Source organism: Ruminococcus flavefaciens (genome assembly GCF_900119075.1).
GTDB classification, from domain to species: domain Bacteria; phylum Bacillota; class Clostridia; order Oscillospirales; family Ruminococcaceae; genus Ruminococcus; species Ruminococcus flavefaciens_Q.
Genome location: NZ_FPIP01000003.1, coordinates 254,113 through 280,224, shown reverse-complemented (window position 1 = coordinate 280,224; position 26,112 = coordinate 254,113). Strand labels below are relative to the sequence as shown.

The following is a 26,112-nucleotide window of genomic DNA, read 5'->3' as shown; positions in this document are numbered from 1 at the left end:
ATTTATCCTTTCTTTACGGCTACTACCGCGTAATCCTGACTTCCGAATATCATATCGGATACGCGCTTCATCGCCTCATTGAATTCAGCCGTATTTTCTCCGTCTGCCAATTTCAGAGGAGGTATCTCAAAGGGCGGTCTGCTGCTTTCGGTATATATTATCTCGATATCCTTAAAGCCTGCCTTTTCAAGGTAATATTGCAGCGTAAGCGGGTGAACAGGCTTTATATGTGAGGGATCGATGTAGAATGCATTTGTGTATATGGACAGCGATGTAGGGTTCGGCGTCTCCATGATGATACAGCCGCCGACTTCAAGGCGCTCATATGCAGTATTGCACAGGCGTATTATCTGATGAGGTTTAAGGTGCTCCACTACCTGTCCCACGAATATGCCGTCAACGCCCTCGGTCTTTTCGAGGAAGTCGCAGCCGTCGGCGCAGGTGGCTTTCAGCCCCTTGGAATTGCAGTATTCGGTATAGGGCTCATAGATATCCACGCCCTCGGCAGCTATGCCGTTATCCTGCATGAGTGAGAGGAATTCTCCCCTGCCGCAGCCGATATCCACTACCTTTTTCTTGCCGCGGCAGTATTTGAGGTAGAACTCCTGAGACTTCTTTATGCTCTCGATAGAGCCGCGGAAGTGGTTCTCAAAGTCGAAATAGTCGATATCATCGTAATCCGAGCCGCTGCTCTCAGCCGCAGGCTGTACGGTCTGTACAGCTCCCTCCTTGCTCGTCTGCACGGGAGCCGCTTTCAGTTTTTTTTCCACAGAGCCAAGCTTGCTCTTGAGGAATTCCTCCTCGCTGATGAGCCTTTCTATGAGGGTATTGTTGTTCCTGAGATTGACGCAGGCAGCCTCAAAGTCCTTTCTCAATTCATCACTTGTCTGCACATTGGCGATATCCCTGTCTGCTGCCTCCAAGCCGGCAAAAAGCCAGCCGAAAAGCTTTCTTTTCAGCGCACCCTTGATACCCTTCTGATTTTTTACACTGTCTATAAACTGCGATATATTACTCATTTTTTACCTCTTGAGCTTCCATGTGTGTTCGATGCGGGAAACTCCCACATCGCCCATTGCCGATATCATCTGTATCCTGTATGCCTGACGGAAATAGTCAATTGGTATGCCTTCGCCCTGCTCTATGGCGATGTCGATATTGTACTCGCCTGCAAGGAGCTCAACGTTTTTCATCAGTATCTCCGCCGTACCGCTTTCGCTGATAGTTATGTCGGGCTGCTTGTCTATACGGGTATTGGTGCCGTAGCACTGTATACCGTTCATGTCAAAGACTCCGAAGCCGAATACCGCGTCCTTTACGGGCTTTTTCACGGTATAGTCGATACTGAGCCTTATGTCCTCGCCTGTACGGAAGGTCTTCTGCTCGCTGCCGTCAGCCGCAAAGGAGCGCACCTTTTTTATACGCACCTCTCCGCTGCCCCAGCGCTTTCCTGTCTCCTCCTCGGAGACCTCCTCCGCATCGCTTTCGGACTTGTTCTTTTCCTGCATTTTTCTGCTCATATAATCAAGGTATTCAAGGTCTATCTCCTTGGGAGGTCCCTCCGCCTTGATAAGTCCCTCGTGTATCCATATAGCGCGGTCGCATATCTGCTCTATCTGTCCGAGGGCGTGGGATACTATTACTATAGTAGTGCCCTGCGCCTTTATCTCCTTTAGCTTGTTGAAGCACTTTGTCTGGAAATTGGCGTCGCCTACGGCGAGTATCTCGTCGATAAGAAGCACGTCCGCGTCAACATTTATAGCTACCGAGAATGCCAGTCGCATATACATACCCGAGGAATATGTGCGGACAGGGTTGTCGATGAACTCGGCAAGCTCCGAAAAGTCCACTATATCCTTGATACGGGCGTCTATTTCCTTTTTGGTGAGTCCGAATATAGCCGCATTGGTGTAGATGTTCTCCCTGCCGCTCATATCGGGATGAAAACCTGCTCCCAGCTCTATAAGGCTGGAAACCCTGCCTTTCAGCTTTATAGTTCCCTCGTCGGGATACATTATCCTTGTGAGAAGCTTCAGCGTTGTACTCTTGCCGCAGCCGTTGTGACCGATAAGTCCTATGGCTTCGCCTTTTTTTACGTCAAAGCTTATGCCGCGGAGCACCTTGCGCTCCTCATAGCGGCTGCGCTTGCGGAACAACAGGCGCTCCTTCAGCTGGGCACCCTTGTCGAGGTACACCTTGAAGCTCTTGGTCACGTTTCTGACCTCTATTGCGATATCATTTTCTGCCATCAGAGTTCCTCCGCAAAATGCCTTTGAAGCTTGTTGAATACGAATGCGCCGAATACAAGGAAGAATACTCCCAGACCTGCCGCCCAGAGAAGCGCTGTCAGGTCGGGTACCTGCTTTTCATAGAGCACCGTCCTGTAGCAGTCGATAATATGCGTCATGGGGTTGAGATTGAACAGGGGCAGATACCTGTCAGGGACTATCTTCTTGGAGTAAACTACGGGGGTAAGATACATCCACGCCATTGCAACAATGCCGAGGATATGCTCCAAGTCTCTGAAATAAACTGTTACCGCCGAAGCTATCATCGCCATACCGAGGGCGAATATATACTCCACTATCATTATCACAGGCAGAGTCAGAACTGCCACGAAGTTTATTCCTGCTCCCGTTACTATTATCACCGCAAATATGACTATGAAGCACAGCAGCATATTCACAAAGCAGCTGGTCACATAGGATATGGGGATTACCATTCGCGGGAAGTATATCTTCTTTACGAGGTCTTTCTGTGATATAATGGACGCTGCTCCCACCGTTATGGAGGAGGAGAAGAATATCCACGGTATCAGCGCAACGAAGAGGTAAAGGTAATACCTCGGTATATCGTTGCGAAGTATCTTAGAGAAAACTATCGTGTAGACTATCAGCTGGAAAAGCGGATTGATGAACGTCCACAAAAAGCCCAGCACCGAGCCCTTGTAGCGTCCGCGGAGGTCCTTTTTCACAAGGCTGAATATCATCTGTCTGTAAGCATACAGCTCTTTGATCGTACTCATTAATTGCTCCTTGAAACGCGCAGAAACGGTCTTTACCGTCAAAAGCGCATAAAATTCCATAGTATCTTTTAATTATATCACAACGCCTTTTGGCTGTCAAGTCCGCAGGATTCACCTAAAATTACAGCCCCTACAAAACTAACGGCTAAAAAAGGACAGCCGAAGCTGTCCTTTTTATTTATGGTATTTTCCGCCCTCTGCGATCTGGAATGCGCGGTATATCTGCTCTAAGAGCATTACCCTTGCAAGCTGGTGTGGAAAGGTCATCTTCGACATAGAGAGTTTAAGCGCTCCCATTGCCTTTATCTCGGGATCAAGTCCGAATGAACTTCCTATTATAAAGGTCACGGTGCTCTGACCGCTTACTCCTGCGGAGCTTATCTTCTCCGAGAGCTCGGGACTTGTGAGCTGCTTCCCCTCGATACACATAGGCACTATCATGCCCTTTGCATAGCGCTTTATCTGCTCCGCTTCCTTTTTCAGCGCAGTCGCTATCTCCTTTTCCGAGGGCTCGTCACTGAGTCGGCACTCGTCCAGCTCGTGGAGCTCGAAATTGCAGTACCTGCCCAGCCGCTTTATATATTCTGCACAGGCGCTGCGGAGATATTCCTCTTTCAGCTTGCCTATGACTATAAGATTTATATTCATCAGAAAATAACAGCTCCTCCCTGAGTTTCAACGGGAGCTACGCCCAAAAGGTAGTCCCTGCCCCTTGCGAAGCGTTCAAGGCTCCGCTGAACGGTGCTGTCCGCGATATTGGGACGGTTGTTGTCCTGACTGAGATGTCCCAGCAGGAAATGGGTAGTTCCTCGCTCTATGAGCTTTCCCACCTGCACGGCGCAGTCGTCGTTGGAGAGATGACCGTTTGGCGAAAGTATGCGCTCTTTCAGATACAGAGGATACGGACCTGTGCGCAGCATATAGTCGTCGTAGTTGGCTTCGATGAGCACCATTCGGCAGCCATTCAGCGCCTCGTCAACCTCGGGAGTAACGTGTCCCAAGTCCGTACAAATGGCGCAGTACTTATCATCGGAGGTATGTATCCTGTAGCCGCAGCTCTGTATGGCGTCGTGAGGCGTATTGAAGCAGCTCACCTCGCTGCCGCCGCAGCTTATGGTCTTGCCCGTAATGTCAATGACATGAGAGACAGGCGCTATCTTATTCCCGTCGCAGAGCCGCTGCAAAGTGCGCTTCTGACCGTATACAGGCATTCCCGTTTTCTTGGTCAGCATTGCAAGTCCTGCAACGTGGTCCGAGTGCTCATGGGTTATGAAAACTCCCTGTACAGCGCTCAGGGGAATGTGGTTGACTTCGAGGGCTTCGCTGAGCCGCTTGAAGCTTACGCCGCAGTCTATGAGTATGCCGCCCTTTTCTGTTCCGATAAAGGAGGAATTGCCCTTGCTGGAGCTGAAAAGGGGATAAAGTCTTGCCATTGGATATTCTCCGTTCCGTTTATTTAATTCATAATTCACAATTCATAATGCATAATTAATGTGTCAGCTTGCGCTGACAGCTTTATTCAATATGTCCGCCTAAAGGCGGACACTTATAATTATGAATTATGCATTAAGCATTATGAATTTGTATCAGAGCTTGTTTATCTCTGTTCCCTGTCTTGTCTCCTTGACCTCATAGCCCAGAGCTGCTATCTTGTCGCGGAGCTCGTCTGCCAGTGCGAAATTCTTTTCCTTACGTGCAGCCTTGCGCTGTTCAACAAGCTCAAGAACCTCACTTGGGATATCAGCAGAAGCCGAACCTGCGTTTTCTGCAAGCTCCTTAGCATTTGCAATAAGGTCAAGTCCGAGAACTTCGTCGAACTTAGCGATAAGAGCAAGCTTTGTAGCGCCATTTGCCTTGGATTTCAGCACGTCGTATATAACTGTGATACCCATAGCGGTGTTAATATCGTTGTCGAGAGCGTCTGTGAAGTCCTTCATAAGGCGGTCGTACTCAGCCTTGTCGATATCGCCGCCATTCTCCTTAGTAAGAGGAGCTATCTTCTCTATGAGCTTGTTGTAAGCCACAACAGCGTTGTCAAGGTTCTCCCATGAGAACACAAGGGACTTCCTGTAGTGTGAAAGCAGGCAGAAGAAACGGTATACCACAGGCTTGTAGCCTTTTTCTTCGAGGAGCGATACTGTAAGGAACTCGCCCTTGCTCTTGCTCATCTTGCCGCTGTTTGTATTGAGGTGGAGCACATGGAACCAGTAGTTGCACCACTTATGTCCGAGGTAAGCCTCAGACTGAGCTATCTCGTTGGTGTGGTGAGGGAAAGCGTTGTCGATTCCGCCGCAGTGGATATCGAGGTACTCGCCGTTGTTCTTCATGCTTATGCATGAGCACTCGATGTGCCAGCCGGGGTAGCCGATACCCCACGGGCTGTCCCATTTGAGCTCCTGATCGTCGAACTTGGACTTTGTGAACCAGAGCACGAAGTCAGCCTTGTTTCTCTTGTTCTCGTCAGCTTCAACGCCCTCACGAACACCTACTGCAAGGTCTTCCTCGTTGAAATCGTTGAAAACGTAGTACTTTTCAAGCTTTGAGGTATCGAAATAGATGTTTCCGCCTGCCTCGTAAGCGTAGCCCTTTTCCATAAGAACGCTGATAACGCGGATAAACTCGTCGATATAAGTAGTAGCAGGCACTACAACGTCGGGCTTCTTTATGTTGAGCTTGTCGCAGTCGCCAAAGAAAGCGTCTGTGTAGAACTTTGCTATTTCCATAACGGTCTTGTGCTCACGCTTTGCTCCCTTGAGCATTTTATCGTCGCCTGTGTCGCCGTCGCTGGTGAGATGACCTACGTCGGTTATATTCATAACGCGGTTCACGTCGTAGCCTGTGAAGCGAAGATATTTTTCGAGTATATCCTCCATGATGTAGCTTCTCAGGTTGCCTATGTGAGCGTAGTGGTACACAGTAGGTCCGCAGGTGTACATATTTACCTTGCCCTCAGCGTGGGGCACGAATTCTTCTTTTTTATGGGATAATGAATTGTATAACTGCATTTTTATTCCTCCAAAATCATTTATGTGTGTAGGGGGCGATGCCCACATCGCCCCGTGCTCATATGGCAACTATATTCGGGCTGATGTAGGCATCAGCCCCTACATATTAATTATCGTTCATGCAATAATTACGCATTAAAACGCCCATATTTCAGGCGGTGGGTTCTTTATCTTCAGCTTTGAAAAATACCCGAACATCACAAGAAACTCGGGCAGTACGCGCAGTCCGTCACGGTAGTATGCGTCCATGCGCTCGCTGTCTGCGGCTATGCCCTTGTAAGTGCGCGGACACGAGAATGTCCACTCTGCGGTCAGGCTGTCGAAGCTCAGCCTGAAAAAGCCTGCGGGACTGAACTCGTCAAAGGCTTCAAGAAGCGCTATGTGGTCACCTGCGTCATCTGCCGCACCTACATAGGCTTTTGCCCCGTCAAGGCTTACCGCCGCAAGAAATCGGCTGTCGTTTTTTACGGCTTCGTTTACTGCCTCGTCCGAGGGATACTTGATTATATTCATTTAAGCCTCCTTAAAATAACAAAAGCCCCCGAGGGTATACCTCGGAGGCGCAATTGCTCGTTTCCACTCCGTCTTGAACTCGTCTTATCCTTAACGCGGACGAAACGCCGACAGATACACACGCCTATGCGCTTCCCTGCCGAAGCTGACAGCCGCACTTCACTTCTCCCGACCATGTGCTCGCACCCTCCGCACACTCTCTGAAAGTCCGCAAAAAAAGCTACTCTGACTGCTATGCCTTTCTCAGTAATTAGTTTTTAGTGATTAGTGCTTAGAATGTACTAAACTCCAAAAATTATTATATACCAAAGTGCAGGCTCTTGTCAAGACTGGGGACTGCTTCTCAAATATGAACAAATTGTAAACATTTCCTTCTGCCCTTGACTTTGTACCTGCAAAAGATATATACTTTATTTAGCACTCTAAGAGATAGAGTGCTAAAATCAACTACGGAGATGTTTTAAATGGAAACAAAACAGTTCAAAGCAGAGTCCAAAAGACTGCTGGATATGATGATCCACTCGATCTATACTCATAAGGAGATCTTCCTCCGCGAGCTTATCTCCAACGCAAGCGACGCTATTGATAAGCTGTATTTCAAATCTCTCACCGACGACAAGGTCGGTCTCAATAAAGACGATTTCGCTATCTGGATATCCGCCGACAAGGACAGCCGTACACTGAAAATAACCGATAACGGTATCGGTATGACCGAGGAGGAGCTTGAAAACAACCTCGGTACTATCGCTAACAGCGGCTCTTTCAAGTTCAAGAATGAGAACAAGCTGGAAGAGGACAACCAGATTATCGGACAGTTCGGCGTAGGCTTCTACTCCGCATTCATGGTAGCCAAGAAAGTGACCGTTATCTCAAAGGCTTACGGCAGCGACAAGGCTTATCAGTGGGAGTCCGAGGGCGTTGACGGCTACACTATCACAGAAGCCGACAAAAAGAGCACAGGTACCGAAATTATCCTCGAAATGCTGGACGACACCGACGACGAGAACTACGGCGAGTTCCTCGACCAGTACAGGATAAAGTCCCTTGTAAGCAAGTACTCCGACTATATCCGCTTCCCTATCAAAATGGAAGTATCCCACAGCCGTCCAAAGGAGCAGACCGAGGAGGAAAAGGAAGCCAAGAAGCCTCTCGAATACGAGGATTACCTCGAAGTAGAGACTCTCAACAGCATGACTCCTCTCTGGAAGAAGAACAAAACAGAGCTCAAGGAAGAGGACTACAAGCACTTCTACACCGAGAAGTTCTTTGATTACAACGAGCCTCTGAAATACTCACACATCAGCAACGAAATGCCTGCTTATAACGCACTTCTCTATATCCCGTCAAAGGCTCCATTCGACTACTACTCAAAGGAGTACGAAAAGGGCTTGCAGCTCTACTCAAACGGCGTTCTCATCATGGACAAGTGCGCAGACCTGCTCCCAGATTATTTCAGCTTTGTAAAGGGACTTGTTGACTCAGAAGACCTGTCGCTGAATATCTCCCGTGAGATGCTCCAGCACGACAGACAGCTTAAAACTATCGCCAAGAGCATTGAAAAGACTATCAGCAACGAGCTGAAGAAAATGCTGAAAAACGAGCGTGAGAAGTACGAGGAGTTCTGGAAGGCATTCGGCTTACAGCTCAAATACGGCGTTTACAGCGACTTCGGCATGAACAAGGACAAGCTTCAGGACCTCCTGATGTTCACATCTTCCAACGAGCAGAAGCTGGTAACTCTTGACGAGTACGTTACAGGTATGCGCGAGGATCAGAAGTACATCTACTACGCTACAGGCGAGAGCGCAGCACGTATCGAGCAGCTGCCACAGACAGAGCTCGTAAAGGACAACGGCTTCGAGATACTCTATCTTACCGATAATATCGATGAATTCGCATTAAAGGCTCTCATGCAGTACAAGGACAAGGAATTCAAGTCCGTATCTGCTGACGACCTCGGTCTTGAAACTCCCGAAAAGAAAGAGGAGCTCAAGGCTAAGGAGGAGGAGAGCGCAGACCTGCTTAGCCAGCTGAAAGAGGCTCTTAACGGCAAGGTCACAAAGGTAGCGCTCTCACAGAGACTGAAATCCCACCCTGTATGCCTTACCAGCGAGGGCGAGATATCTCTCGAAATGGAAAAGGTGCTCAACTCAATGCCGACTGATCAGAAGATAAAGGCACAGCGCGTTCTCGAGATAAATCCCGAACACGAGATATTCGGCAAGCTCAAATCTCTCAGCGAGAGCGGCGACAAGGACAAGCTGGGCAAGTACGCAAAGCTCCTCTACGATCAGGCGCTCCTTATCGAGGGCATGAGCATTGAGGATCCTGTGGAGTTCTCGAATCTCATTTGTGAATTGATGTAAGCAGCGTAACGCTGCACTGTAGGGACGCCCTCACTTGCAGGGCTGTCCCCCTAATCGGGTCCGTCCCCTCTGTCGCGTTGCGACATCTCCCCACACCGTGGGGAGTCACCCTTGACCTGACCAAAGGGAGTATACTCCCTTTGGAATCCCATTATTACGCTATTCTCAAAGTAAAAACGGTACACTCTCGTGTACCGTTTTTTTATTTATCCTGTTTTTTGATGGTGCGTCTTACTATCTTTTTCAGTCGTGCGCAGGTATCCTGCGGAAAATCCGTTATGAACATGAGCGCCTGCTCGTGAGCCTGCTCCTTGGGGAGCTTCAGGAACCTGTGGAAGAAGGTGTAGACCTCATCAAATGAAGCGAATATCTCCTCAACAGCTGCCTCTCCCTCGGGAGTAAGCATAACGCTGTTGCAGAAGTCCTCGTAGACGTATCCGCAGTTAGCCAGACATCTCAGCATTTTGCTGACGCTGGGACGTGAAACGCCTAAATGACGGGATATATTCACACAGCGCACCTGCCCGTCTCTTTCGGTGAGCTCTTTTATTGCTGCCAGATATCGTATCTGACCTGCACAATGCTGCATTTTATGCTCCTTTCATGTATCACTTGTCGGAGTCTATGAGATTCCAGTAGCCCTTCAGATATACTCCGCCCGAAATAACGGTGAGTATAGTCGATACCCATACAAGCACGGGCACAAGGATATTATCTACTGCATTTACGAAAGTTCCGACGGGAACTATACCGAAATCATAGAGAAGACACAGCCAGAACAGTATAGCTATGATAGCTACCATTGTAAATGCGGTCTTCAGCTTGCCCCAGATACCTGCGGCAACTACAACGCCGCTGTTTGCGGCAAGAAGTCTCAGTCCCGAGACCATGAATTCTCTTGCGGTGATTATGATGAGCGGTATTGCGCCCATTTTCACACAGGGCAGCTCCACGAAAACGGTGAGAGCCGCTAATACAAGCACCTTATCCGCCAGCGGATCAAGGAATTTGCCGAAATTAGTAACAAGATTACGTGCTCTTGCTATTTTTCCGTCAAGAGCGTCGGTAATGGAGGCTGCTGCAAATATCACCAGCGCAATACCGTAGTGGAACGGCACGTTTATATACATAAACAGCAGAAAAAACGGAATAAGAACGACTCTCAGCAGAGTCAGCTTATTTGGCAGGTTCATTGGCTTATCACCTCTCCTATCAGATCGTAATCGAGTGTATCGGTGATCCTGATCTTAACGTAATCGCCGATATTAAGGGGCTTATCCGACGTAAAGAACACCTTTCCGTCAATGTCGGGAGCGTCAAGGGGCGTTCTGCCGAACCAGCACTCTCCGAACTTGTCGAAGCCCTCAACAACTGCGGTGAGCTCCGCGCCCATTAGGTTTTCGTTGTTCTCACAGCTTATGAGCATTTGCTGCTCCATGATTATATCAGCGCGGTGGGCGGCTGTTTCCTCGTCTATCTGGTCGGGGAAGCTGTAAGCCTTTGTACCCTCCTCACGGGAATAAGCAAAGCAGCCCAGTCTGTCAAAGCGGACTCTCTTAACGAACTCAGCCAGCTCCTCGAACTGCTCCTCGGTCTCTCCCGGGAAACCTGTAATGAGAGTTGTACGGAGTACCACGTTAGGCACCTTTTCACGGATATGAGCAAAAAGCGCCTCCAGCTTTTCCGTGTCGCCCCAGCGGTTCATGCGGCTGAGTATATCGCCGTTGCAGTGCTGTATGGGTATTTCGAGATACTTCACTATCTTGTCCTCACGGGCGATAACGTCAAGAAGCTCGTCGGTTATGCGCTCGGGGTAGCAGTAAAGAGTGCGTATCCAGCGGAGACCGTCTATTTTGCACAGCTCTGTAAGAAGCTCCGCCAGCTTCGGCTCGCCGTAAAGGTCCTTGCCGTAGAGAGCAGTGTCCTGTGCGATGACAACAAGCTCCGTAACGCCGTTGTCTGCGAGGAATTTTGCTTCTTCAAGCAGCTTTTCCATGGGAACGCTGCGGAATTTACCTCTTATCATGGGTATAGCGCAGTAGGTACAGCAGTTCGAGCAGCCCTCTGCGACTTTAAGATATGTGAAAAAGGGCAGTGTGGAAATTATTCTCTCGCCGCAGAGCTCCGCGTCAAGCTTGGGCGCGAAGTGCACCACGCGCTCGTCTGCGAGGACGTGGTCGAGTATATCCACGATATCCTTAGTATCGCCTATTCCGATAACAGCGTCTGCCTCGGGGAACTGCTCCGCAGCCTCCTCCTTGTATCTCTCAACAAGGCAGCCTGTGATGATTATTTTCTTTAAAGTGCCCTCCTCCTTGAGCTTTCCCAGCTCGAGGATAGTGTCGATAGCCTCCTCCTTTGCAGCCTTTATGAAGCCGCAGGTGTTGACTACCGCCACATCGGCAAGTCCCGGTTCTGTAACAAGCTTGTAGCCGTGATTTTTCAGCTTGCTGAGCATACGCTCAGAGTCCACAAGATTTTTTGAGCAGCCAAGTGAAACCATGCCCACCTTGATCGCCATGTCAGTTTTCCTCCTCAAGGTCGCCTGCGCTCTCGAAATACTCCTTGACAGCGCGGTTTATCTCCGAAAAATCGTAGCCGTACCGCACAAGAGCGTTCTTGACCTTTTCTATTGATTTTCTGTCCTCAATATCCGTTAAGTATCGGGAATGCTTGGTGCGGAGAAGCTCCATGAGATTCTCGCCGAATGTCTCGCTGTAGGGCGCCAGAGCGTCTTCGGCGATGAACTGGTCAACGCCTTTAAGCATTATCTCACGCTTGCAGCGGCGATAGCCGAAGTGCTTTATCTCCACCAGCTTACGCGCCATGCGCTCGGCATAGCGCTCGTCGTTGATGAAGCCGTGCTCCGTGAGCCTTTTCATCACTGCGGTGCAGAGAGCTTCGCTCTTGTAGTTCTCCACCAGCTTTCTGAACATTTCCGAATATGTGTAATCCCTGTAATCCAGCAGGTAAAGCGCCCGCTGATAGGCTCTGCGGAAGTTTGAAGCGTAGACTATCTTTTTCAGGGTTTCGCGGTCTGTCTCCATGCCTGCGTGTATGCCGAAATCGGTGATGATATCGGCGTGGAGATAGAGCTTTCGCCCGTCGTCAAGCTCCGCCTCATAGGTCGAGCCCTTGTATTTGCTTACTGAGGTTATTTTCATTATTCCTCAGCAGGAGTAAATTCCTCAAAGTTCTCATCGAAGTTTGCGAGAACGTCGTCATCTGCCTCGGGAGCGCCGCCCTCAGCCGATGTATCCTCGGAAACGACAGCCTTTTCAGCAGGCTTGCTCTTCTTTGCAGGAGCAGCATTCAGCTCGTCCTTGCGTGCGAGTATCTGCTCCTCTATCTCCTTCATGAGCTTTTCGTCATTCTGGAGAAGCTCCTTGACGTTGTCGCGTCCCTGTCCAAGCTTCTGGTCCTTGTAGCTGAACCATGAGCCGCCCTTCTTGATGATGTCAAGGTCAACCGCAAGGTCAAGCACCTCGCCTGTACGGGAGATTCCGCTGCCGTACATAAGGTCGAACTCGCACTCCTTGAACGGCGGAGCTACCTTGTTCTTGACTATCTTGCAGCGTGTGCAGGCGCCGATAACGTCAGTGCCCGACTTGAGCACCTCGCCCTTTCTTACCTCGATACGGACAGAGGAATAGAACTTCAGAGCGCGTCCGCCGGGGGTAGTCTCGGGGTTGCCGTACATAACGCCTATCTTCTCACGTATCTGGTTGATGAAGATAGCCACGCAGTTGGATTTTGATATAGCAGCAGTCAGCTTTCTCATAGCCTGAGACATGAGTCTTGCCAGCTGACCGACGTGGAGATCGCCCATTTCACCGTCAATTTCGGCACGGGTAGTCATAGCAGCGATAGAGTCGAGAACTATAACATCGATAGCTCCCGAGCGGATAAGAGCCTCTGCTATTTCAAGAGCCTGCTCGCCGCTGTCGGGCTGTGATACCAGCAGGTCGTTGATGTTTACGCCGAGAGCCTGCGCATAAACAGGATCGAGGGCGTGTTCAACATCGATGAATGCAGCCTCGCCGCCAGCCTTCTGAGCCTGTGCGACTATGGACAGAGCAACGGTAGTCTTACCTGAGCTCTCGGGACCGTATATCTCAACGATACGTCCTCTCGGAACGCCGCCTATACCCAGCGCCATATCCAGAGTCATGGAGCCTGTTGGGATAGCGTCAACATTGAGAGTCTTGGTCTGTCCGAGACGCATTACAGCGCCTGCGCCGTATTTCTTTTCTATCTGCTTGAGAGCGCCGTCAAGGGCAGTTTTCTTGTCCTCTTTGGTGGTAACTCTCACAACTGTAGGCTTTTTAGCAAGTTCTTTCTTTGCCATTGGTATTTCCTCCGTATATATTATAGTATATTAACCTTTAAATTTCCTGAATAAAATTCATGATACTTCACTCTCAGCTCTGGATCAAGTCAAGGCTGATGTGCTCAAAGTCGACTGAATCCTCATTGACCTCAATAAGAAGCCATGAAGCGCCCTCCAGTCCCGAAGCCGAAACGGAAACTACATTTCCCTTAACGAAATTCTGATGACAGTGACCGATGACTGCAAGGTCGTATTTCGTTACGTTTTCGCCCTCGCAAGCCTTATCGAAGCTGCCGTCCTTCAGGCTTGACAGCGGTAAAAAGGGATATGGCTTTTCAATATCCAAAAACAGGAAGTGGGAAAAATGCAGTTTCTTTCCGCTGCTTTCTATTTCACAGAATAGGGGCATTTCCCTGATGAACTCCATTTGCTCTGCGGTAAGCTTTTTCCTCACTCCGTCGTAATAAGCCCTGAGATGCTCCACATCGGGATCAACGTCAACGCCGTGCTGAGCGTAAAGCTCGCAGTTGCCCTTTAAGCAGACTATACCGCTTGCTTTCAGAAGTTCAAGACATTCAAACTCCTCGTTTCCGCGCTGAAAAATATCGCCTAAAAACACTGTTTTATCGGGTTTGGCTGCTTTTATCTGTTCAAGAACTGCTTCAAGGGCTTTGAGATTTCCGTGAACATCTGAAAACACCGCTATTTTCATGGCTTATCCTTTCTTGATGGGTTTGTGTAGGGAACGCCGCCCTCGGCATTCCGATGTAGGGGCTGATGCCCACATCAGCCCGAATTGTTTTTTAATCGAACGGGGCGATGTAGGCATCGCCCCCTACAGTTGGCTAACGGCTAAGGGCTTTAACAGCGGCTGCTGTTCTTATTATTCCGCCGCCGTCACGGCGCAATTCAACGTCCGTGAAGCCGTTTTCTTCCAGTATCGCCTTTACGGCGTCATGCTGTCCCATGCCGAATTCATAGGCTATGAAGCCGCCCGACTTTATCGAGCTTTTCCACAGCTTCGTCATGGCTCTGTAGAAGTCCAGACCGTCCTCGCCGCCGAAAAGCGCCGTAGCAGGCTCATGCTGAACCTCTGTTTGCAGCTCCCTCATATCCTGAGCTGTAAGGTATGGCGGATTGCTGACCAGTATATCCAGCTCAGTGAGCTGCTCTGCGATACTGCTGTCCAGCACGTCTCCGTGAATTATATTTACATCACAGCCGTTTAGCTCCATATTCTGTCTCAGATAGGGCAGAGCCTTATCGGACAGCTCCACTGCGCAGATATCCGCATTGGGGAGCTCCTTTTTCAGGGCAGCTGCGATACAGCCGCTGCCGCTGCAAAGGTCGGCTATCTTAGGTGTTGTCATTTTCTCCCGTCGGCAGATGTCAAGCACCTGCTCCACAAGAGTTTCGGTATCGGGACGGGGTATCAGAACTCCCTCCCCTATTTTGAAATTGCAGCCCCAGAATTCCCACTGACCGAGGAGATACTGCAAGGGATAGCCCTCGGAGCGTCTCTGCGCAAGTGAAAGTATCTCCTGCGCCTTGTCATCAGGCACAGGGAGCTGCGGAGCGAACATGGGGTTCCTGTCTCCCAGCAGGTCCTGAAGGATACAGTTCGTATCAAAGTCGGCAGTTTCCTCGTCACGCTGTGCAATGAGTTCCCTGCATCGGGCAAAAAGCTCCTTTCGGCTTACCACCTGTCCTCCTCCTTATCCTTGGGGATACAGGGAGTAAGAGCTGCTATTGCTATCTCAATCATGCTGTCGTCGGGCTCGCGTGTGGTTATGCGCTGCATAGCAAGTCCCGGAGCGGAAAGTATTCTTGTGAATGTGTTGTCGTTGTTGCCTGCAAGGCGTATGCACTCATAGGACACGCCTACTACCAGCGGCAGGAGCACCAGCGAAGCCACTATTCTCTGCCATGTCACCGTGAAAGGCACGAAGCACATCACGAATATGCTGACTATGAGAACTATGAATATAAAGCTTGTACCGCAGCGCTTGTGGAAACGTGTCTGCTTGCGGACGTTCTCCACTGTGAGGGGGAGCTCCGCCTCATGGCAGGCAATGGTCTTGTGCTCTGCGCCGTGATACATGAACTGGCGCTTTATATCCTTCATAAGGCTGATAATGTACATATACAGCACGAAAATAGCTATCTTTACTATGCCCTCAAGAAGTGAGCGCAGGAAGCGGTGCTCCTTGACGGCTGGGATAAATCCCACTATCCATTTCGGCAGGAATGCGAACAGTCCGAAAGCCATAACGATACCTATGAGTATGCCGATGTACATTACGATATCGTATACGGAATCCTCTTTTTTATCGGACTTCTTCTTTGCCTCAGCACCCTCGGCAGGAGCGGCTGCTGCGCTTTCTGTCTTTATCTCGGCAGGCTTCTCTGCTTCGGACTTTTTCTTCTTGTCCTTGCCGTCTTCCTCGTCATCGGGTATCTGCTTTTCCGCAGACTTCATCATGTACTTGTAGCCCTTGACAAGTGAGCCTACAAACCCCGTACAGCCTCTTACGAGAGGTACTTTCTTGTACCACGGAGCGTTCTTGCCGTTGTTTTCCTCCCATGTTTCAAGGTCTATAGTGCCGTCGGGAAGCCTGCAAGCCATTGCGCCCGTATTCGGACCTAACATCATTATGCCCTCGATAAGAGCCTGTCCGCCTATTTTGGATTTGAATTTTTCCTGTGTTGTGTTGTTTTTTCCCATGTTTTCACCTTATAGTGTGTAATTACTGCTTCACCGCAGGCAGAGTTATGGTAACAGTTGTACCAAGTCCCTCGCCCTCGCTGTCGATATCGAGGGAGCCGCCGTGCATACTGATTATCTCATCTGCAACGGCAAGTCCGATACCCGAACCGCGGCGTGTGTGGTTTGCTTTATAGAATTTGGTCTTGACCTTAGCAAGGTCGGATTTTTTGATTCCGCAGCCCGTATCCTTTACGGAAACTATGATGTTTCCGCCCTTTTCATATGCCTTTATAGTGACGGTATCCCCTGCTGACGAGTATTTCAGCGCATTGTCGATAACGTTGATGAATACCTGTCTTATACGGTTCTTGTCGCCGAATACAAAGGGGAGCATATCGGGCTCGTCATAGATTATCTCCTGATTCTCGCGTCTTGCCTTGTCGCTGTAAATAAGCACAGCGTCGCCAAGCTCCGCGAGGATATCCATATTTGCATTCTGAAGTGTGAAATGACCGCTCTGCATACGGGAGAAGTCAAGGAGCTCCTCTACCATCTGCGAAAGTCGCTCGGTCTCATTTACGATAACGCCGACGCCCTTTTTCATGGTGTCGGGACTTCCGCCGCCGTCTATCATGAGAGTCTCCGCCCAGCCCTTTATAGCGGTGAGAGGAGTTCTCAGCTCGTGAGATACCGAGGAGATGAACTCATTCTTCATAGCCTCCGTAGCGGAGAGCTCGTCAGCCATATTGTTTATGGCGGTACAGAGGTCGCCTATCTCGTCGTCGCTGTCGTTCTCAATACGTGTCGAGAAGTCTCCGAGGGCGAATTTACGAGCGATACCGCTTATCTGTCTGATAGGTCTTACGATAGAGCCTGCAAAATACAGACCTGTTATGACGATTATCAGTATGATAGTGACGCAGACCATAGTCACCACGGCGGAATAGCTCTTAATAGTGTTGTCTATCTCCGTCAGGGACGTTACCATGCGGACTGCGCTGTACTCGTTACTCATAGAGGTTATGGGCACGGATACTGCCAGCACCTTTTCGCCGCCGCCCAGCCTGTACACGTTGTAGCCCTCGTTCTTTTCGAGAGCCTCCTTGTAGTCAGGCATAATATCTTTAGCGTCGGGCGAAAATCCCGATGAGGTAAGAACCACTCTGCCCTTTGAATTTATCGCCATGAGCTCTATCTTGTCCTTCTCGTTGAAGGTCTCAAGCATTTTTCTCATCTCCGCCGAGAAATTCGCAGAGCTGTCCTGAGAATGCATACTCAGCACGCTTGTTACGGCGTTGAGCTTTGATACAAGATACTGCCTTGCAGAGCTGTAGAAATAGTTCTGTATCGCATAGATTATCGCCATATCTATTACAAGGAGCGACAGGACAACAACGCCTAAGTTGTTGAATATCCAGCGCTTTGTGATACTTTTTTTAGCCATTACTGCCCGTCATTCCACTTATATCCGTAGCCCCAGATAGTGATGATGTACTTCGGGTTTGAAGGCTCCTCCTCTATCTTCATACGGATACGTCTGATATTTACGTCGACTATCTTATCGTCGCCGTAGTAGCTCTCGCCCCATATATGGTTGAGTATGCTTGCACGGTCGAGGGCTGTGTTTTTATTGTTCATGAAGTACTCCAGTATCTGGTACTCCACCTGAGTAAGCTCTATGGGAGCACCGTCCTTGGTAACGGTGCGGCTCTTCAAATTGAGCACGAATGGACCGCTCTCTATTACGGACTGCTTCTCGGTCTTGATGAAGCTCATGCACACACGGCGGTATATAGCGTCCACACGGGCAGTGAGCTCCGACGGTGAGAACGGTTTGGTGATATAGTCGTCAGCGCCTATCATAAGACCGCTGACCTTGTCCATTTCCTGAGTTCTTGCAGTAAGCATGATAATGCCGATAGTCGAGCTCTTTTCACGTATCTTCTTGCAGACCGTAAAGCCGTCTATTCCGGGCATCATAATATCCAGCAGGACGATATCGAAGTTGCCGTGCTCAGCCTCAAAGGTCTTGAGAGCAGCTTCTCCGCAGTTTACATCTACTACATCATAGCCTGCGCGTTTAAGGTTTATGACAACGAATTCGCGGATAGTATCCTCGTCCTCGCATATAAGTATACGTTTCATCAGTGTTCACTCCTTTGGTGTGTCAGTCTCTGTATCTGAATCCCACAGCCGCGTCGCCCGAGGTTATGGAAAGTCCGTCGCCTTCTGTATCAACATTCCGTGGTATCAGGGCAAGGCAAGCCGAATCGCCCTTGGTATGCATGAGCATATAGCCGCTTGAAATCCTGTCCTCCCGCGAGGGTACGTCCTCTGCGCAGAAGATATGCAGGAGCTCTCTGCCCATTTTTCCGTCCCTGAAAGCGCAGAAAACTATCTCGTCATTGACGACGTCGCGCTTTACTGTGACATTTCCCTCCCATTTTTCGGGGAAAAGAAAGATATATCCGTCATTTACACTGTAATATGAGGTATAATGCTTTTCCAGCTTATCGTCGCCGATGACCTGCTTCCAGTCCGTCAGCCTGAGCTGCTCGCTCTCGGGAGACTCTCCGTATCCCGGAGCTGTGACCTGCACGGGTATCTCTATGCTGCCGTCGCCGTCAACATCGAAGCTGCCGCAGCCTGCGGGACGGATAGTTTCCGCAGACCTCTCAGGGGTGCTGAATACCTTGTGCAGTGCGCCGTCCTTCATGTAAAGGACATCTGTCTGAACAGAGCCCGCGCCTGACTGAGCGTCGATATATACGCCCATTTCGGAATCGCCCACCTTGCCGTAGCTTATGTCGAAATCGCTGAAATTATCGCTGAGCTCAAGGTAGGACCTGTGATAGGTGCCGCTGTCGTCCAGCTTGAAAGCCTCAGCCATAGCCTCGCTCTCGCTTGTGGCTCCCATAAGTCTGAAGAGCTCGTACTGTCCGTCAAGGTCAAGGTCCACCACGTCAAAAAAGGCGTAGGACTTTGATTTTGAGAACGTAGGCGGCTCCTGTAATCTGCCGTCGGCATAGGTGTATATGGAAACATTCTTCTCGGAACGGTTTATCATACTGGTTCCGATGATGATGTTCACACGGTCGTTTGAGCCGAGTCTGGATATCTTGACCTCCTCTATCTCGCTGCCTGCGGCAGGGATATCATAGGCGGAGGTCCATTCGCCGTCCTCCTTTTTGTCGAGGACGTTTATATGCAGGGGATTCTCGTCAGCTGCATGGTTGTTTCTCTCATAGAACACAAGAGCCTCGTTGCCGCCGTCGCCGTCGATATCCTCGATTATGAACGCCGAGAGATACTTGCCCGACTTGGGGTATTTAAGGCTAATGTTCGATGTGTTGAGGGAAGTCGTCAGCTTGGAGTATATCTGCTCCTGCTCGGGACCGAGCTTCGGCGGAGTCATAAGGGTATCTATGCTTGCACCGAAGGTACAGCCCGTAAGTGCAGCCCCCGTTGTGAGGGCTGTGAAAGCTGCTGATATTTTTTTCATAGGATATGAGCTTATTCGCGCTCAGAGAGCTTTATGTATTCCTTTTCCTTTGCGATAGCCTTGTAAGCAGGACGGATTATTCTTCCGCCCGTGAGTATCTCCTCCATGCGGTGAGCAGCCCAGCCTGCCATACGCGCAATTGCGAACAGCGGTGTGAAGAGCTCGTCTGGGATACCCAGCATACGGTAAACAAGTCCCGAATACATATCAACGTTAGCGCACATTGCCTTTGAGCTGCCCTTGAGCTCGAGGAATATCTCGGGAGTAAGTCTCTCGATAGTTTCGAGAAGTCTGAACTCTGCCTCGATCTCCTTGCCCTTTGCAAGCTCGAAAGCCTTTTTCTTCAGTATAACGGCACGGGGATCGGAGATAGTATATACCGCGTGTCCCATACCGTAGATAAGACCTGAGTGGTCGTTGGTCTCCTTGCGGATAGTCTTGCGCATATAGTCGGCTACCTCGCCCTCGTCCTCCCAGTTCTTGATGTTAGCCTTGAAGTTGTCAAGCATATTGATAACAGCAAGGTTAGCGCCGCCGTGACGGGGACCTTTAAGTGAGCATATAGCCGAAGAATAAGCCGAATAAGGATCTGTTCCCGATGATGTGAGGACTCGGCAGGTAAATGTGGAGTTGTTTCCGCCGCCGTGCTCAGCCTGTAACATCAGGAGACGGTCAAGCATCTGAGCCTCGTCCTTGGTGTACTGTCTGTCGGGACGGAGCAGAGAGAGGATACACTGAGCGGTGTTCTCCTCGTAGTTTATAGGGTGCATTATCATGCTCTGGTTGTCGAAAACCCTGCGCTTTACCTGATAAGCGTTAGCCATGATGACAGGCATCTTGGCGATAAGGCTTACCGCTGTGCGCATTTCGTTTTCAAGCCCCTTGTTCTCGCACTCGTCGTCGTAGGAATACAGAGCCAGCACCGAACGGGCAAGCTTGTTCATGATATTCTTTGACGGAGCTTTGAGTATCATATCCTCAACGAAACCGTTGGGGAGGTCTCTTTTCACTGAGATATAGGAGCTGAAAGTCTTAAGCTCCTTCTCGTTGGGAAGATGACCGAAGAGCAGGAGGAAAGCAGTCTCCTCATAGCCGAAGCGGTCGTCCTTTTCAACATTCTCAACAAGGTCGTTGATGTTATAGCCTCTGTATATTAACTGTCCGGGGATAGGCTCCTTTTCGCCCTCGTTGACTACATAGCCGTGAACGTTGCAGATATTGGTGATACCTGCCATAACACCTGTGCCGTCGCTGTTGCGAAGTCCTCTCTTGACATGATATTTTTCATAAAGCTTGGGATCGATAGCGGAATTATCCGCAAGTCTCCCGCATAAATCTGTAATGTTAGCGCCTGAAATGTATGACGGCATCACGATCACACTCCTAAAACATATTCATTTTCAATTATACACCATATTCATTATAATGTCAAATGTTATTTACAATATAAAGAGCTGTTGCAAAACAAACGTTCTTGTATATTGTGCCGAAAGGAGAACCCTATGAAAAAACTTCTTATCTCAGCTTTACTGCTTGTTGTGTCCGTAACTGTGCTCCCTGCCGTTCCCGTGCTTATCCGCGGCAGAAGCGGTCAGAACGATACGGAACAGGCGGTGAAGCTACAGGAAATAGTCCTCGATGACAAAAATACCGCCGAAAGCCCGGCTTTTTCTTCCGAGCCCTACAAAGTCCTCGACGTTGACAGCGGCAGGGTGCTGAAAGTGCCCGTCCGCGAATACGTCATCGGAGCTGTATGTGCGGAAATGCCCGCTTCATTCGGCGAAGAAGCCCTGAAAGCTCAGGCTGTAGCCGCCCATACCTATGCGGAGCGCCAGCGTCTCCGCGAAAAAGAAAGCCCCTCGGCAGAGCTGAAAGGTGCGGATTTCTCCAATGATACCGGGAAATATCAGGGCTGCTACACAAAGGAGCAGATAAAAGAGGCTTTCGGAGACAATTTCGATAAAAACTACAAGAAAATAGCCAAAGCCGCCGACGAGGTGCTCCCCTACATCATCACCTACGAAGACGCGCCTATTATCGCCGCTTTTCACTCCATGTCGGCAGGCTTTACCGAGAGCGCCGAAAACGCATGGGGAGCTCCCGTGGACTACCTTGTGGAGGTTGACAGCCGCTCCGACCTGACAGCTCCGAAATTCCGCGAGGACAAGCGCTTTTCTCCCGACGAGCTGAGAGCCGCCCTTGAAGCCGCCTTTAAGGGCATAAAACTGGGTGACGATTTCAGGGAATGGCTCAATGTGCTGACCGTTTCCAACTCGGGCACAGTCCTCACCGCCGCCGCAGGTGACCGCACAGTCACGGGAAACGACCTGAGACAGGCTCTTTCCCTGCGCTCCGCAAGCTTTGAGGTGCGCTGCGAGCCCGACGAGATAGTCATCACCACCAAGGGCTACGGTCACGGCGTGGGCATGAGCCAGTACGGCGCGGACGCCATGGCGGCACAGGGAAAAAGCTGGCGTGAGATACTGGAGCATTACTACCCGAACTGCACCATATCAAAGAGCTGAAATAATGGCGCTGCTCCTGCATTAATTAATCTGTTTTTGTGCAAAACGCAATAATATCTTTTCATTTATTGCCAAATACGTCAAATTATATTGACAGGTCTTTCCAGATTTGCTATAATAACTCTATACCGCTTTTTGCGGCACAGAGAGATAATAAATACAGAATCACAAGGAGACTGCGTCCGTCACAAGCGGATAAGGATTATGAACAAAAACAGAGATTTATATAAAAGATTCGTCACCTTTATTTCGGGAATACTGCTTCTTGCCATGCTTACGGGCATTTTTGCCTTTGTATGGTACAAAAACTACAGCGGCGAGATAGTGCTCCCCTACTACAGACGAGGAAACTGGGTGCTCATCGCTATATACTGCCTGCTGGTATGGCTGTTTTTCAGAGCCTACGGCGGCTTCAAGCTGGGCTACCTCAAAAAGACCGATATGCTGTACGCGCAGATGATATCAATGGTCTGCGTCAATACAGTTTCATACTTTCTCATAAGCCTCATTGGACGACATTTCATGGCTGTTGCTCCTGTGGCGCTGATGACCTGCACGGATATGGGAGTCATAGCCCTATGGACTCTCCTTGCAGGCAAGCTGTACTTCATGATATATCCGCCCAGAAAACTGGTCATCATCTACGGCAGTCATCAGGCGGCGGCTTTAGTCCTTAAAATGAGCCAGCGCGTGGACAAGTACATGATTTGCGAGTCCATAAGCATAAACGAGCCCGAAGAAAAGGTACGCGAGATAATTATGAAGTATGAGGGCGCTATCATATGCGATATCCCTGCCGAGCAGAGAAACGATTATCTCAAATTCTGCTTCGAGCACTCCAAACGCGCGTATATCGCCCCGAAAATCTCAGATATTATAATAAGAGGCGCAGATGATATCCGCCTCTTTGATACACCTCTCATGCTCTGCCGAAATTACGGACTTGATTTCGAGCAGCAGCTCTTAAAGCGCATATTCGATGTTATATTCTCACTTATTGCGCTTATCCCTGCGGCGCCTTTCATGCTCATAGCCGCACTGGCTGTAAAGCTCTACGACAGAGGTCCCGTATTCTACAAGCAGAAGCGCCTTACCCTCAACGGCAAGGAGTTCGACGTTTACAAGTTCCGCAGCATGATAGTTGACGCGGAAAAGGACGGCAAGCCCCGTCTTGCCTCCGAAGAGGACGACCGCATAACTCCTGTGGGAAAGATACTGAGAAAATTCCGTGTGGACGAGTTCCCTCAGCTCCTGAATATACTCAAGGGCGATATGTCCGTGGTAGGACCGCGTCCCGAGCGCCCCGAGCTCACTAAGGAATACGAAAAGGAAATGCCCGAATTCGGCTTCCGCCTTAAAGTAAAGGCAGGTCTCACAGGCTATGCCCAGGTTACGGGAACCTATGACACAACACCCTATGACAAGCTGAAAATGGACCTGATGTATATAGAAAATTACTCGATACGTCTCGACCTTCAAATAATATTAATGACATTAAAGACAATGCTCTTCCCGCCAAAGAACAACGCCGAGACCGAGGAGCTGCTCCTTGCGGCGAAGAACAGCGAAAAAAAGGAGAACACAGAGAAATGAAGACCACCGCAGTCATCATGGCAGGCGGACGTGGCGAGCGCTTCTGGCCAAAGAGCCGCAACGCTACCCCTAAGCAGTTCCTCTCCCTTACCAAAGACGGAGAGACCATGATACAGAAAACCGTAAAGCGCCTTATGCCCATTGTTGAGGCTGAGGACATCTACATCGTTACAAATGCTGCTTACACAGACCTTGTGCACGAACAGCTCCCGAATATCCCCAAGGAGAATATACTGGCTGAGCCCTGCGCAAGGAATACTGCTCCATGTATAGCCTTTGCGGCGGCTGTCATCAACCGCAAGTACGAGGACGCAGTAATGCTGGTACTGCCCTCTGACCACCTCATCGGCTATGAGGAGATATACATCAACACTCTCAGAAAGGCTATCAAAGCCGCTGAAAAGGGCAAGCGCCTTGTTACCATAGGCATTACTCCCGAATATCCCGAAACAGGCTACGGCTATATCAACTTCGGTGAGGAAAAGGGCGATGTCTACGCTGTTGAGCGCTTTGTTGAAAAGCCCGACCTTGCTACCGCAAAGGAGTACCTTGCTTCGGGAAGATACCTCTGGAACAGCGGTATGTTCGTATGGAAGATATCCTCCATTATGCTCAATCTAAAGGCTCTCATGCCTGATATATACGAGGGAGCTGTCCGTATCGGAGAGGCTTTCGGCACTCCGCAGTTCACGGACGTTCTCGTAAAGGAGTTCACCGCATTCAGAAGCGAATCCGTTGACTTCGGCATCATGGAAAAGGCAAAGCACATCTACACTATCCCGGGAAGCTTCGGCTGGGACGACGTGGGAAGCTGGCTGGCTGTTGAGCGTATCAACGAGACCGACGACGACAAGAACTACATCGACGGCGACGTTATCACAATTGACTCAAAGCGCACCACGATATGCGGCGGCAAGCGCCTTATAGCCGCTGTTGGTACAAGGGATATCATCATCGTCGATACCGACGACGTCCTCCTTGTGTGCTCAAAGAACAACACACAGGACGTAAAGAAGGTCATTGCTCAGCTGAAAGAGCAGGAAAGAACAGAATTTATATAAATTGAGAATTATTATGCGGGCATCGCCCCCTACAGCTCAGATTTGAATAAAAGGAGTATAAATATGAAAAACGCACTTATTACAGGAATCACAGGACAGGACGGCTCTTACCTCGCAGAGCTTCTCCTCGAAAAAGGCTACAGGGTTTACGGTATCTGGAGAAGAAAGGCTACCGTTGATTACGGCAATATCGCTCACCTCAAGGACAAGGTACACCTCATCTACGCTGATATGACCGATCCCGTATCCCTCATCTCCGCTATGAGAATTTCACAGGCTGACGAGGTATACAACCTTGCCGCTCAGTCATTCGTTGCTACAAGCTGGGACACACCTCTCGGCACAGCAGATATAGACGCTCTCGGCGTTACAAATATGCTGGAGGCTATCCGCATAGTAAAGCCCGAGGCACGCTTCTATCAGGCTTCCACATCTGAGATGTTCGGTCTGGTTCAGGAGATACCTCAGAAGGAGACAACTCCTTTCTACCCAAGAAGCCCGTACGGCGTAGCTAAGCTCTACGGTCACTGGATAACAAAGAACTACCGCGAGAGCTACAACCTCTTTGCCTGCTCCGGTATACTTTTCAACCACGAATCAGAGCGCCGCGGCATAGAGTTCGTTACACGTAAGATAACCGACGCCGCTGTACGCATCAAGCTGGGCGTACAGGAGTACATGGAGCTCGGCAACATGGACTCAAAGCGTGACTGGGGACACTCAAAGGACTATGTCCGCGCTATGTGGCTCATGCTCCAGCAGGACAAGCCCGATGATTACGTTATCGCTACAAATGAGACAAGAACTGTCCGCGAGTTCGTTGAGACTGCTTTCAAGCACCTTGATATCGAGGTCGAGTGGCAGGGCACAGGCGTTGACGAGATAGGTATCAACAAGGCAAACGGCAAGACTATCGTAAAGGTAAACAAGAAGTTCTTCCGTCCTGCCGAGGTAGATATACTTCTCGGCGATCCTTCAAAGGCTGAAAAGGTTCTGGGCTGGAAGCGCGAGATAAACTTCTCACAGCTTGTTGAGCGCATGGTAAAGAACGATCTGGAGCTTGTACAGAATGAATTAAAGGTCAAGGAGATACTTGGCTGATATAAACCATAACAGCCGATCGGAGGGACTGGGGATACAGTCCCTTGAGAGGGGTTCGGTCTGCTGTAAATAATGATAAAAGGGAGTATAAATATGGGCATGGAGCTTGATATTTTAGGCTACGAGAAGGGCGGCTACAATCAGGAGTCCTTCATAGCCAAACTGGACGCATACAATACACTCATAACCGCAATGCAGAACGGTCTTCCCAACGACAAGGCAAAGGCTGAGCTGGAGCTTATCCACCAGCAGCCTATGTTCAGGGAAAAAGGCGGATTTTTCGGCAAGGTGGGCTTCTCAGTGAAGGATGCCGACGCCTACATCGCAGACCTTGAAAAAGGTATCGCAAAAGCATTCAAATAAAATACACAGCGCTTTCTGAAA

At 49.7% G+C, this 26,112-nt stretch carries 25 protein-coding genes; 6 read left to right on the top strand and 19 right to left on the bottom strand.

Annotated features, from left to right (window positions below):
- Window positions 1-2: 2 nt before the first annotated feature.
- The 7 genes from BT105_RS06205 to BT105_RS06175 all read right to left on the bottom strand — a co-directional run bounded on the left by BT105_RS06205 (window position 3) and on the right by BT105_RS06175 (window position 6,543).
- Complete coding sequence (locus BT105_RS06205) at window positions 3-1,019, bottom strand: class I SAM-dependent methyltransferase (protein ID WP_072299926.1); 1,017 nt, start codon at window positions 1,017-1,019, stop codon at window positions 3-5.
- Between the two features lie 3 nt (window positions 1,020-1,022).
- A complete protein-coding gene (locus tag BT105_RS06200) occupies window positions 1,023-2,249 on the bottom strand; it encodes an ABC transporter ATP-binding protein (protein WP_081367815.1) in 1,227 nt (408 codons plus the stop codon).
- The gene (locus BT105_RS06195) at window positions 2,249-3,025 is read right to left on the bottom strand and encodes an ABC transporter permease (protein ID WP_072299924.1); all 777 of its coding nucleotides are present in this window, start codon (window positions 3,023-3,025) and stop codon (window positions 2,249-2,251) included. Before BT105_RS06195 ends, BT105_RS06200 begins: the two co-directional genes overlap by 1 nt.
- Window positions 3,026-3,199: 174 nt before the next feature.
- Window positions 3,200-3,676 carry a 23S rRNA (pseudouridine(1915)-N(3))-methyltransferase RlmH gene (gene rlmH / locus BT105_RS06190; RefSeq protein ID WP_028514220.1) on the bottom strand — a complete coding sequence of 159 codons (477 nt, stop codon included), beginning with the start codon at window positions 3,674-3,676 and terminating at the stop codon, window positions 3,200-3,202.
- Window positions 3,673-4,458, bottom strand: a complete 786-nt coding sequence (locus BT105_RS06185; protein ID WP_072299923.1) for an MBL fold metallo-hydrolase — start codon at window positions 4,456-4,458, stop codon at window positions 3,673-3,675. The genes rlmH and BT105_RS06185 overlap by 4 nt, the downstream gene beginning before the upstream one ends.
- Before the next feature lie 153 nt (window positions 4,459-4,611).
- The gene (gene cysS, locus BT105_RS06180; protein WP_072299922.1) at window positions 4,612-6,030 is read right to left on the bottom strand and encodes a cysteine--tRNA ligase; all 1,419 of its coding nucleotides are present in this window, start codon (window positions 6,028-6,030) and stop codon (window positions 4,612-4,614) included.
- A gap of 135 nt (window positions 6,031-6,165) precedes the next feature.
- Window positions 6,166-6,543, bottom strand: a complete 378-nt coding sequence (locus BT105_RS06175; RefSeq protein ID WP_072299921.1) for a hypothetical protein — start codon at window positions 6,541-6,543, stop codon at window positions 6,166-6,168.
- Window positions 6,544-7,007: 464 nt separating this feature from the next.
- On the opposite strand from BT105_RS06175, the gene htpG reads away from it, so the two are divergent.
- The gene (htpG, locus tag BT105_RS06170) at window positions 7,008-8,909 is read left to right on the top strand and encodes a molecular chaperone HtpG (RefSeq protein WP_072299920.1); all 1,902 of its coding nucleotides are present in this window, start codon (window positions 7,008-7,010) and stop codon (window positions 8,907-8,909) included.
- A gap of 202 nt (window positions 8,910-9,111) precedes the next feature.
- Here htpG and BT105_RS06165 read toward each other — a convergent pair whose 3' ends face one another.
- From BT105_RS06165 to BT105_RS06110, 12 genes are all read right to left on the bottom strand, one after another.
- Entirely contained in the window at window positions 9,112-9,498 is a 387-nt protein-coding gene (locus tag BT105_RS06165; protein WP_072299919.1) for a metal-dependent transcriptional regulator, read from the bottom strand.
- Window positions 9,499-9,517: 19 nt separating this feature from the next.
- Window positions 9,518-10,102, bottom strand: coding sequence for a CDP-diacylglycerol--glycerol-3-phosphate 3-phosphatidyltransferase (pgsA, locus tag BT105_RS06160; protein ID WP_072299918.1), 585 nt, complete (start codon window positions 10,100-10,102; stop codon window positions 9,518-9,520).
- Window positions 10,099-11,430, bottom strand: coding sequence for a 30S ribosomal protein S12 methylthiotransferase RimO (gene rimO / locus BT105_RS06155; protein WP_072299917.1), 1,332 nt, complete (start codon window positions 11,428-11,430; stop codon window positions 10,099-10,101). Before rimO ends, pgsA begins: the two co-directional genes overlap by 4 nt.
- A 1-nt stretch (window position 11,431) precedes the next feature.
- Window positions 11,432-12,073, bottom strand: coding sequence for a regulatory protein RecX (locus tag BT105_RS06150; protein WP_072299916.1), 642 nt, complete (start codon window positions 12,071-12,073; stop codon window positions 11,432-11,434).
- Window positions 12,073-13,257: a recombinase RecA gene (gene recA / locus BT105_RS06145; RefSeq protein ID WP_072299915.1), complete on the bottom strand. Its 1,185-nt coding sequence runs from the start codon at window positions 13,255-13,257 to the stop codon at window positions 12,073-12,075. Before recA ends, BT105_RS06150 begins: the two co-directional genes overlap by 1 nt.
- Window positions 13,258-13,330: 73 nt before the next feature.
- The gene (locus tag BT105_RS06140) at window positions 13,331-13,951 is read right to left on the bottom strand and encodes a metallophosphoesterase family protein (RefSeq protein ID WP_072299914.1); all 621 of its coding nucleotides are present in this window, start codon (window positions 13,949-13,951) and stop codon (window positions 13,331-13,333) included.
- 133 nt (window positions 13,952-14,084) lie between these two features.
- The gene (gene prmC / locus BT105_RS06135) at window positions 14,085-14,942 is read right to left on the bottom strand and encodes a peptide chain release factor N(5)-glutamine methyltransferase (RefSeq protein ID WP_072299913.1); all 858 of its coding nucleotides are present in this window, start codon (window positions 14,940-14,942) and stop codon (window positions 14,085-14,087) included.
- Complete coding sequence (locus BT105_RS06130) at window positions 14,936-15,964, bottom strand: DUF1385 domain-containing protein (RefSeq protein ID WP_072299912.1); 1,029 nt, start codon at window positions 15,962-15,964, stop codon at window positions 14,936-14,938. Before BT105_RS06130 ends, prmC begins: the two co-directional genes overlap by 7 nt.
- A 22-nt stretch (window positions 15,965-15,986) precedes the next feature.
- Window positions 15,987-17,390 (bottom strand): sensor histidine kinase, encoded by a 1,404-nt coding sequence (locus BT105_RS06125; protein WP_072299911.1) that lies wholly within the window; start codon window positions 17,388-17,390, stop codon window positions 15,987-15,989.
- Window positions 17,390-18,091 (bottom strand): response regulator transcription factor, encoded by a 702-nt coding sequence (locus BT105_RS06120; RefSeq protein WP_028514206.1) that lies wholly within the window; start codon window positions 18,089-18,091, stop codon window positions 17,390-17,392. Before BT105_RS06120 ends, BT105_RS06125 begins: the two co-directional genes overlap by 1 nt.
- Before the next feature lie 22 nt (window positions 18,092-18,113).
- Window positions 18,114-19,448 carry a hypothetical protein gene (locus BT105_RS06115; RefSeq protein ID WP_072299910.1) on the bottom strand — a complete coding sequence of 445 codons (1,335 nt, stop codon included), beginning with the start codon at window positions 19,446-19,448 and terminating at the stop codon, window positions 18,114-18,116.
- A gap of 11 nt (window positions 19,449-19,459) precedes the next feature.
- Entirely contained in the window at window positions 19,460-20,818 is a 1,359-nt protein-coding gene (locus BT105_RS06110; protein ID WP_072299909.1) for a citrate synthase, read from the bottom strand.
- A gap of 132 nt (window positions 20,819-20,950) precedes the next feature.
- On the opposite strand from BT105_RS06110, the gene spoIID reads away from it, so the two are divergent.
- The 5 genes from spoIID to BT105_RS06085 all read left to right on the top strand — a co-directional run bounded on the left by spoIID (window position 20,951) and on the right by BT105_RS06085 (window position 26,091).
- Window positions 20,951-21,973: a stage II sporulation protein D gene (gene spoIID / locus BT105_RS06105; protein ID WP_072299908.1), complete on the top strand. Its 1,023-nt coding sequence runs from the start codon at window positions 20,951-20,953 to the stop codon at window positions 21,971-21,973.
- 204 nt (window positions 21,974-22,177) lie between these two features.
- Window positions 22,178-23,566, top strand: coding sequence for a sugar transferase (locus tag BT105_RS06100; protein ID WP_072299907.1), 1,389 nt, complete (start codon window positions 22,178-22,180; stop codon window positions 23,564-23,566).
- The gene (locus BT105_RS06095) at window positions 23,563-24,627 is read left to right on the top strand and encodes a mannose-1-phosphate guanylyltransferase (RefSeq protein ID WP_072299906.1); all 1,065 of its coding nucleotides are present in this window, start codon (window positions 23,563-23,565) and stop codon (window positions 24,625-24,627) included. The genes BT105_RS06100 and BT105_RS06095 overlap by 4 nt, the downstream gene beginning before the upstream one ends.
- A gap of 63 nt (window positions 24,628-24,690) precedes the next feature.
- Window positions 24,691-25,728: a GDP-mannose 4,6-dehydratase gene (gene gmd / locus BT105_RS06090; RefSeq protein ID WP_072299905.1), complete on the top strand. Its 1,038-nt coding sequence runs from the start codon at window positions 24,691-24,693 to the stop codon at window positions 25,726-25,728.
- Between the two features lie 93 nt (window positions 25,729-25,821).
- Entirely contained in the window at window positions 25,822-26,091 is a 270-nt protein-coding gene (locus tag BT105_RS06085; protein WP_081367814.1) for a hypothetical protein, read from the top strand.
- Window positions 26,092-26,112 lie beyond the last annotated feature (21 nt).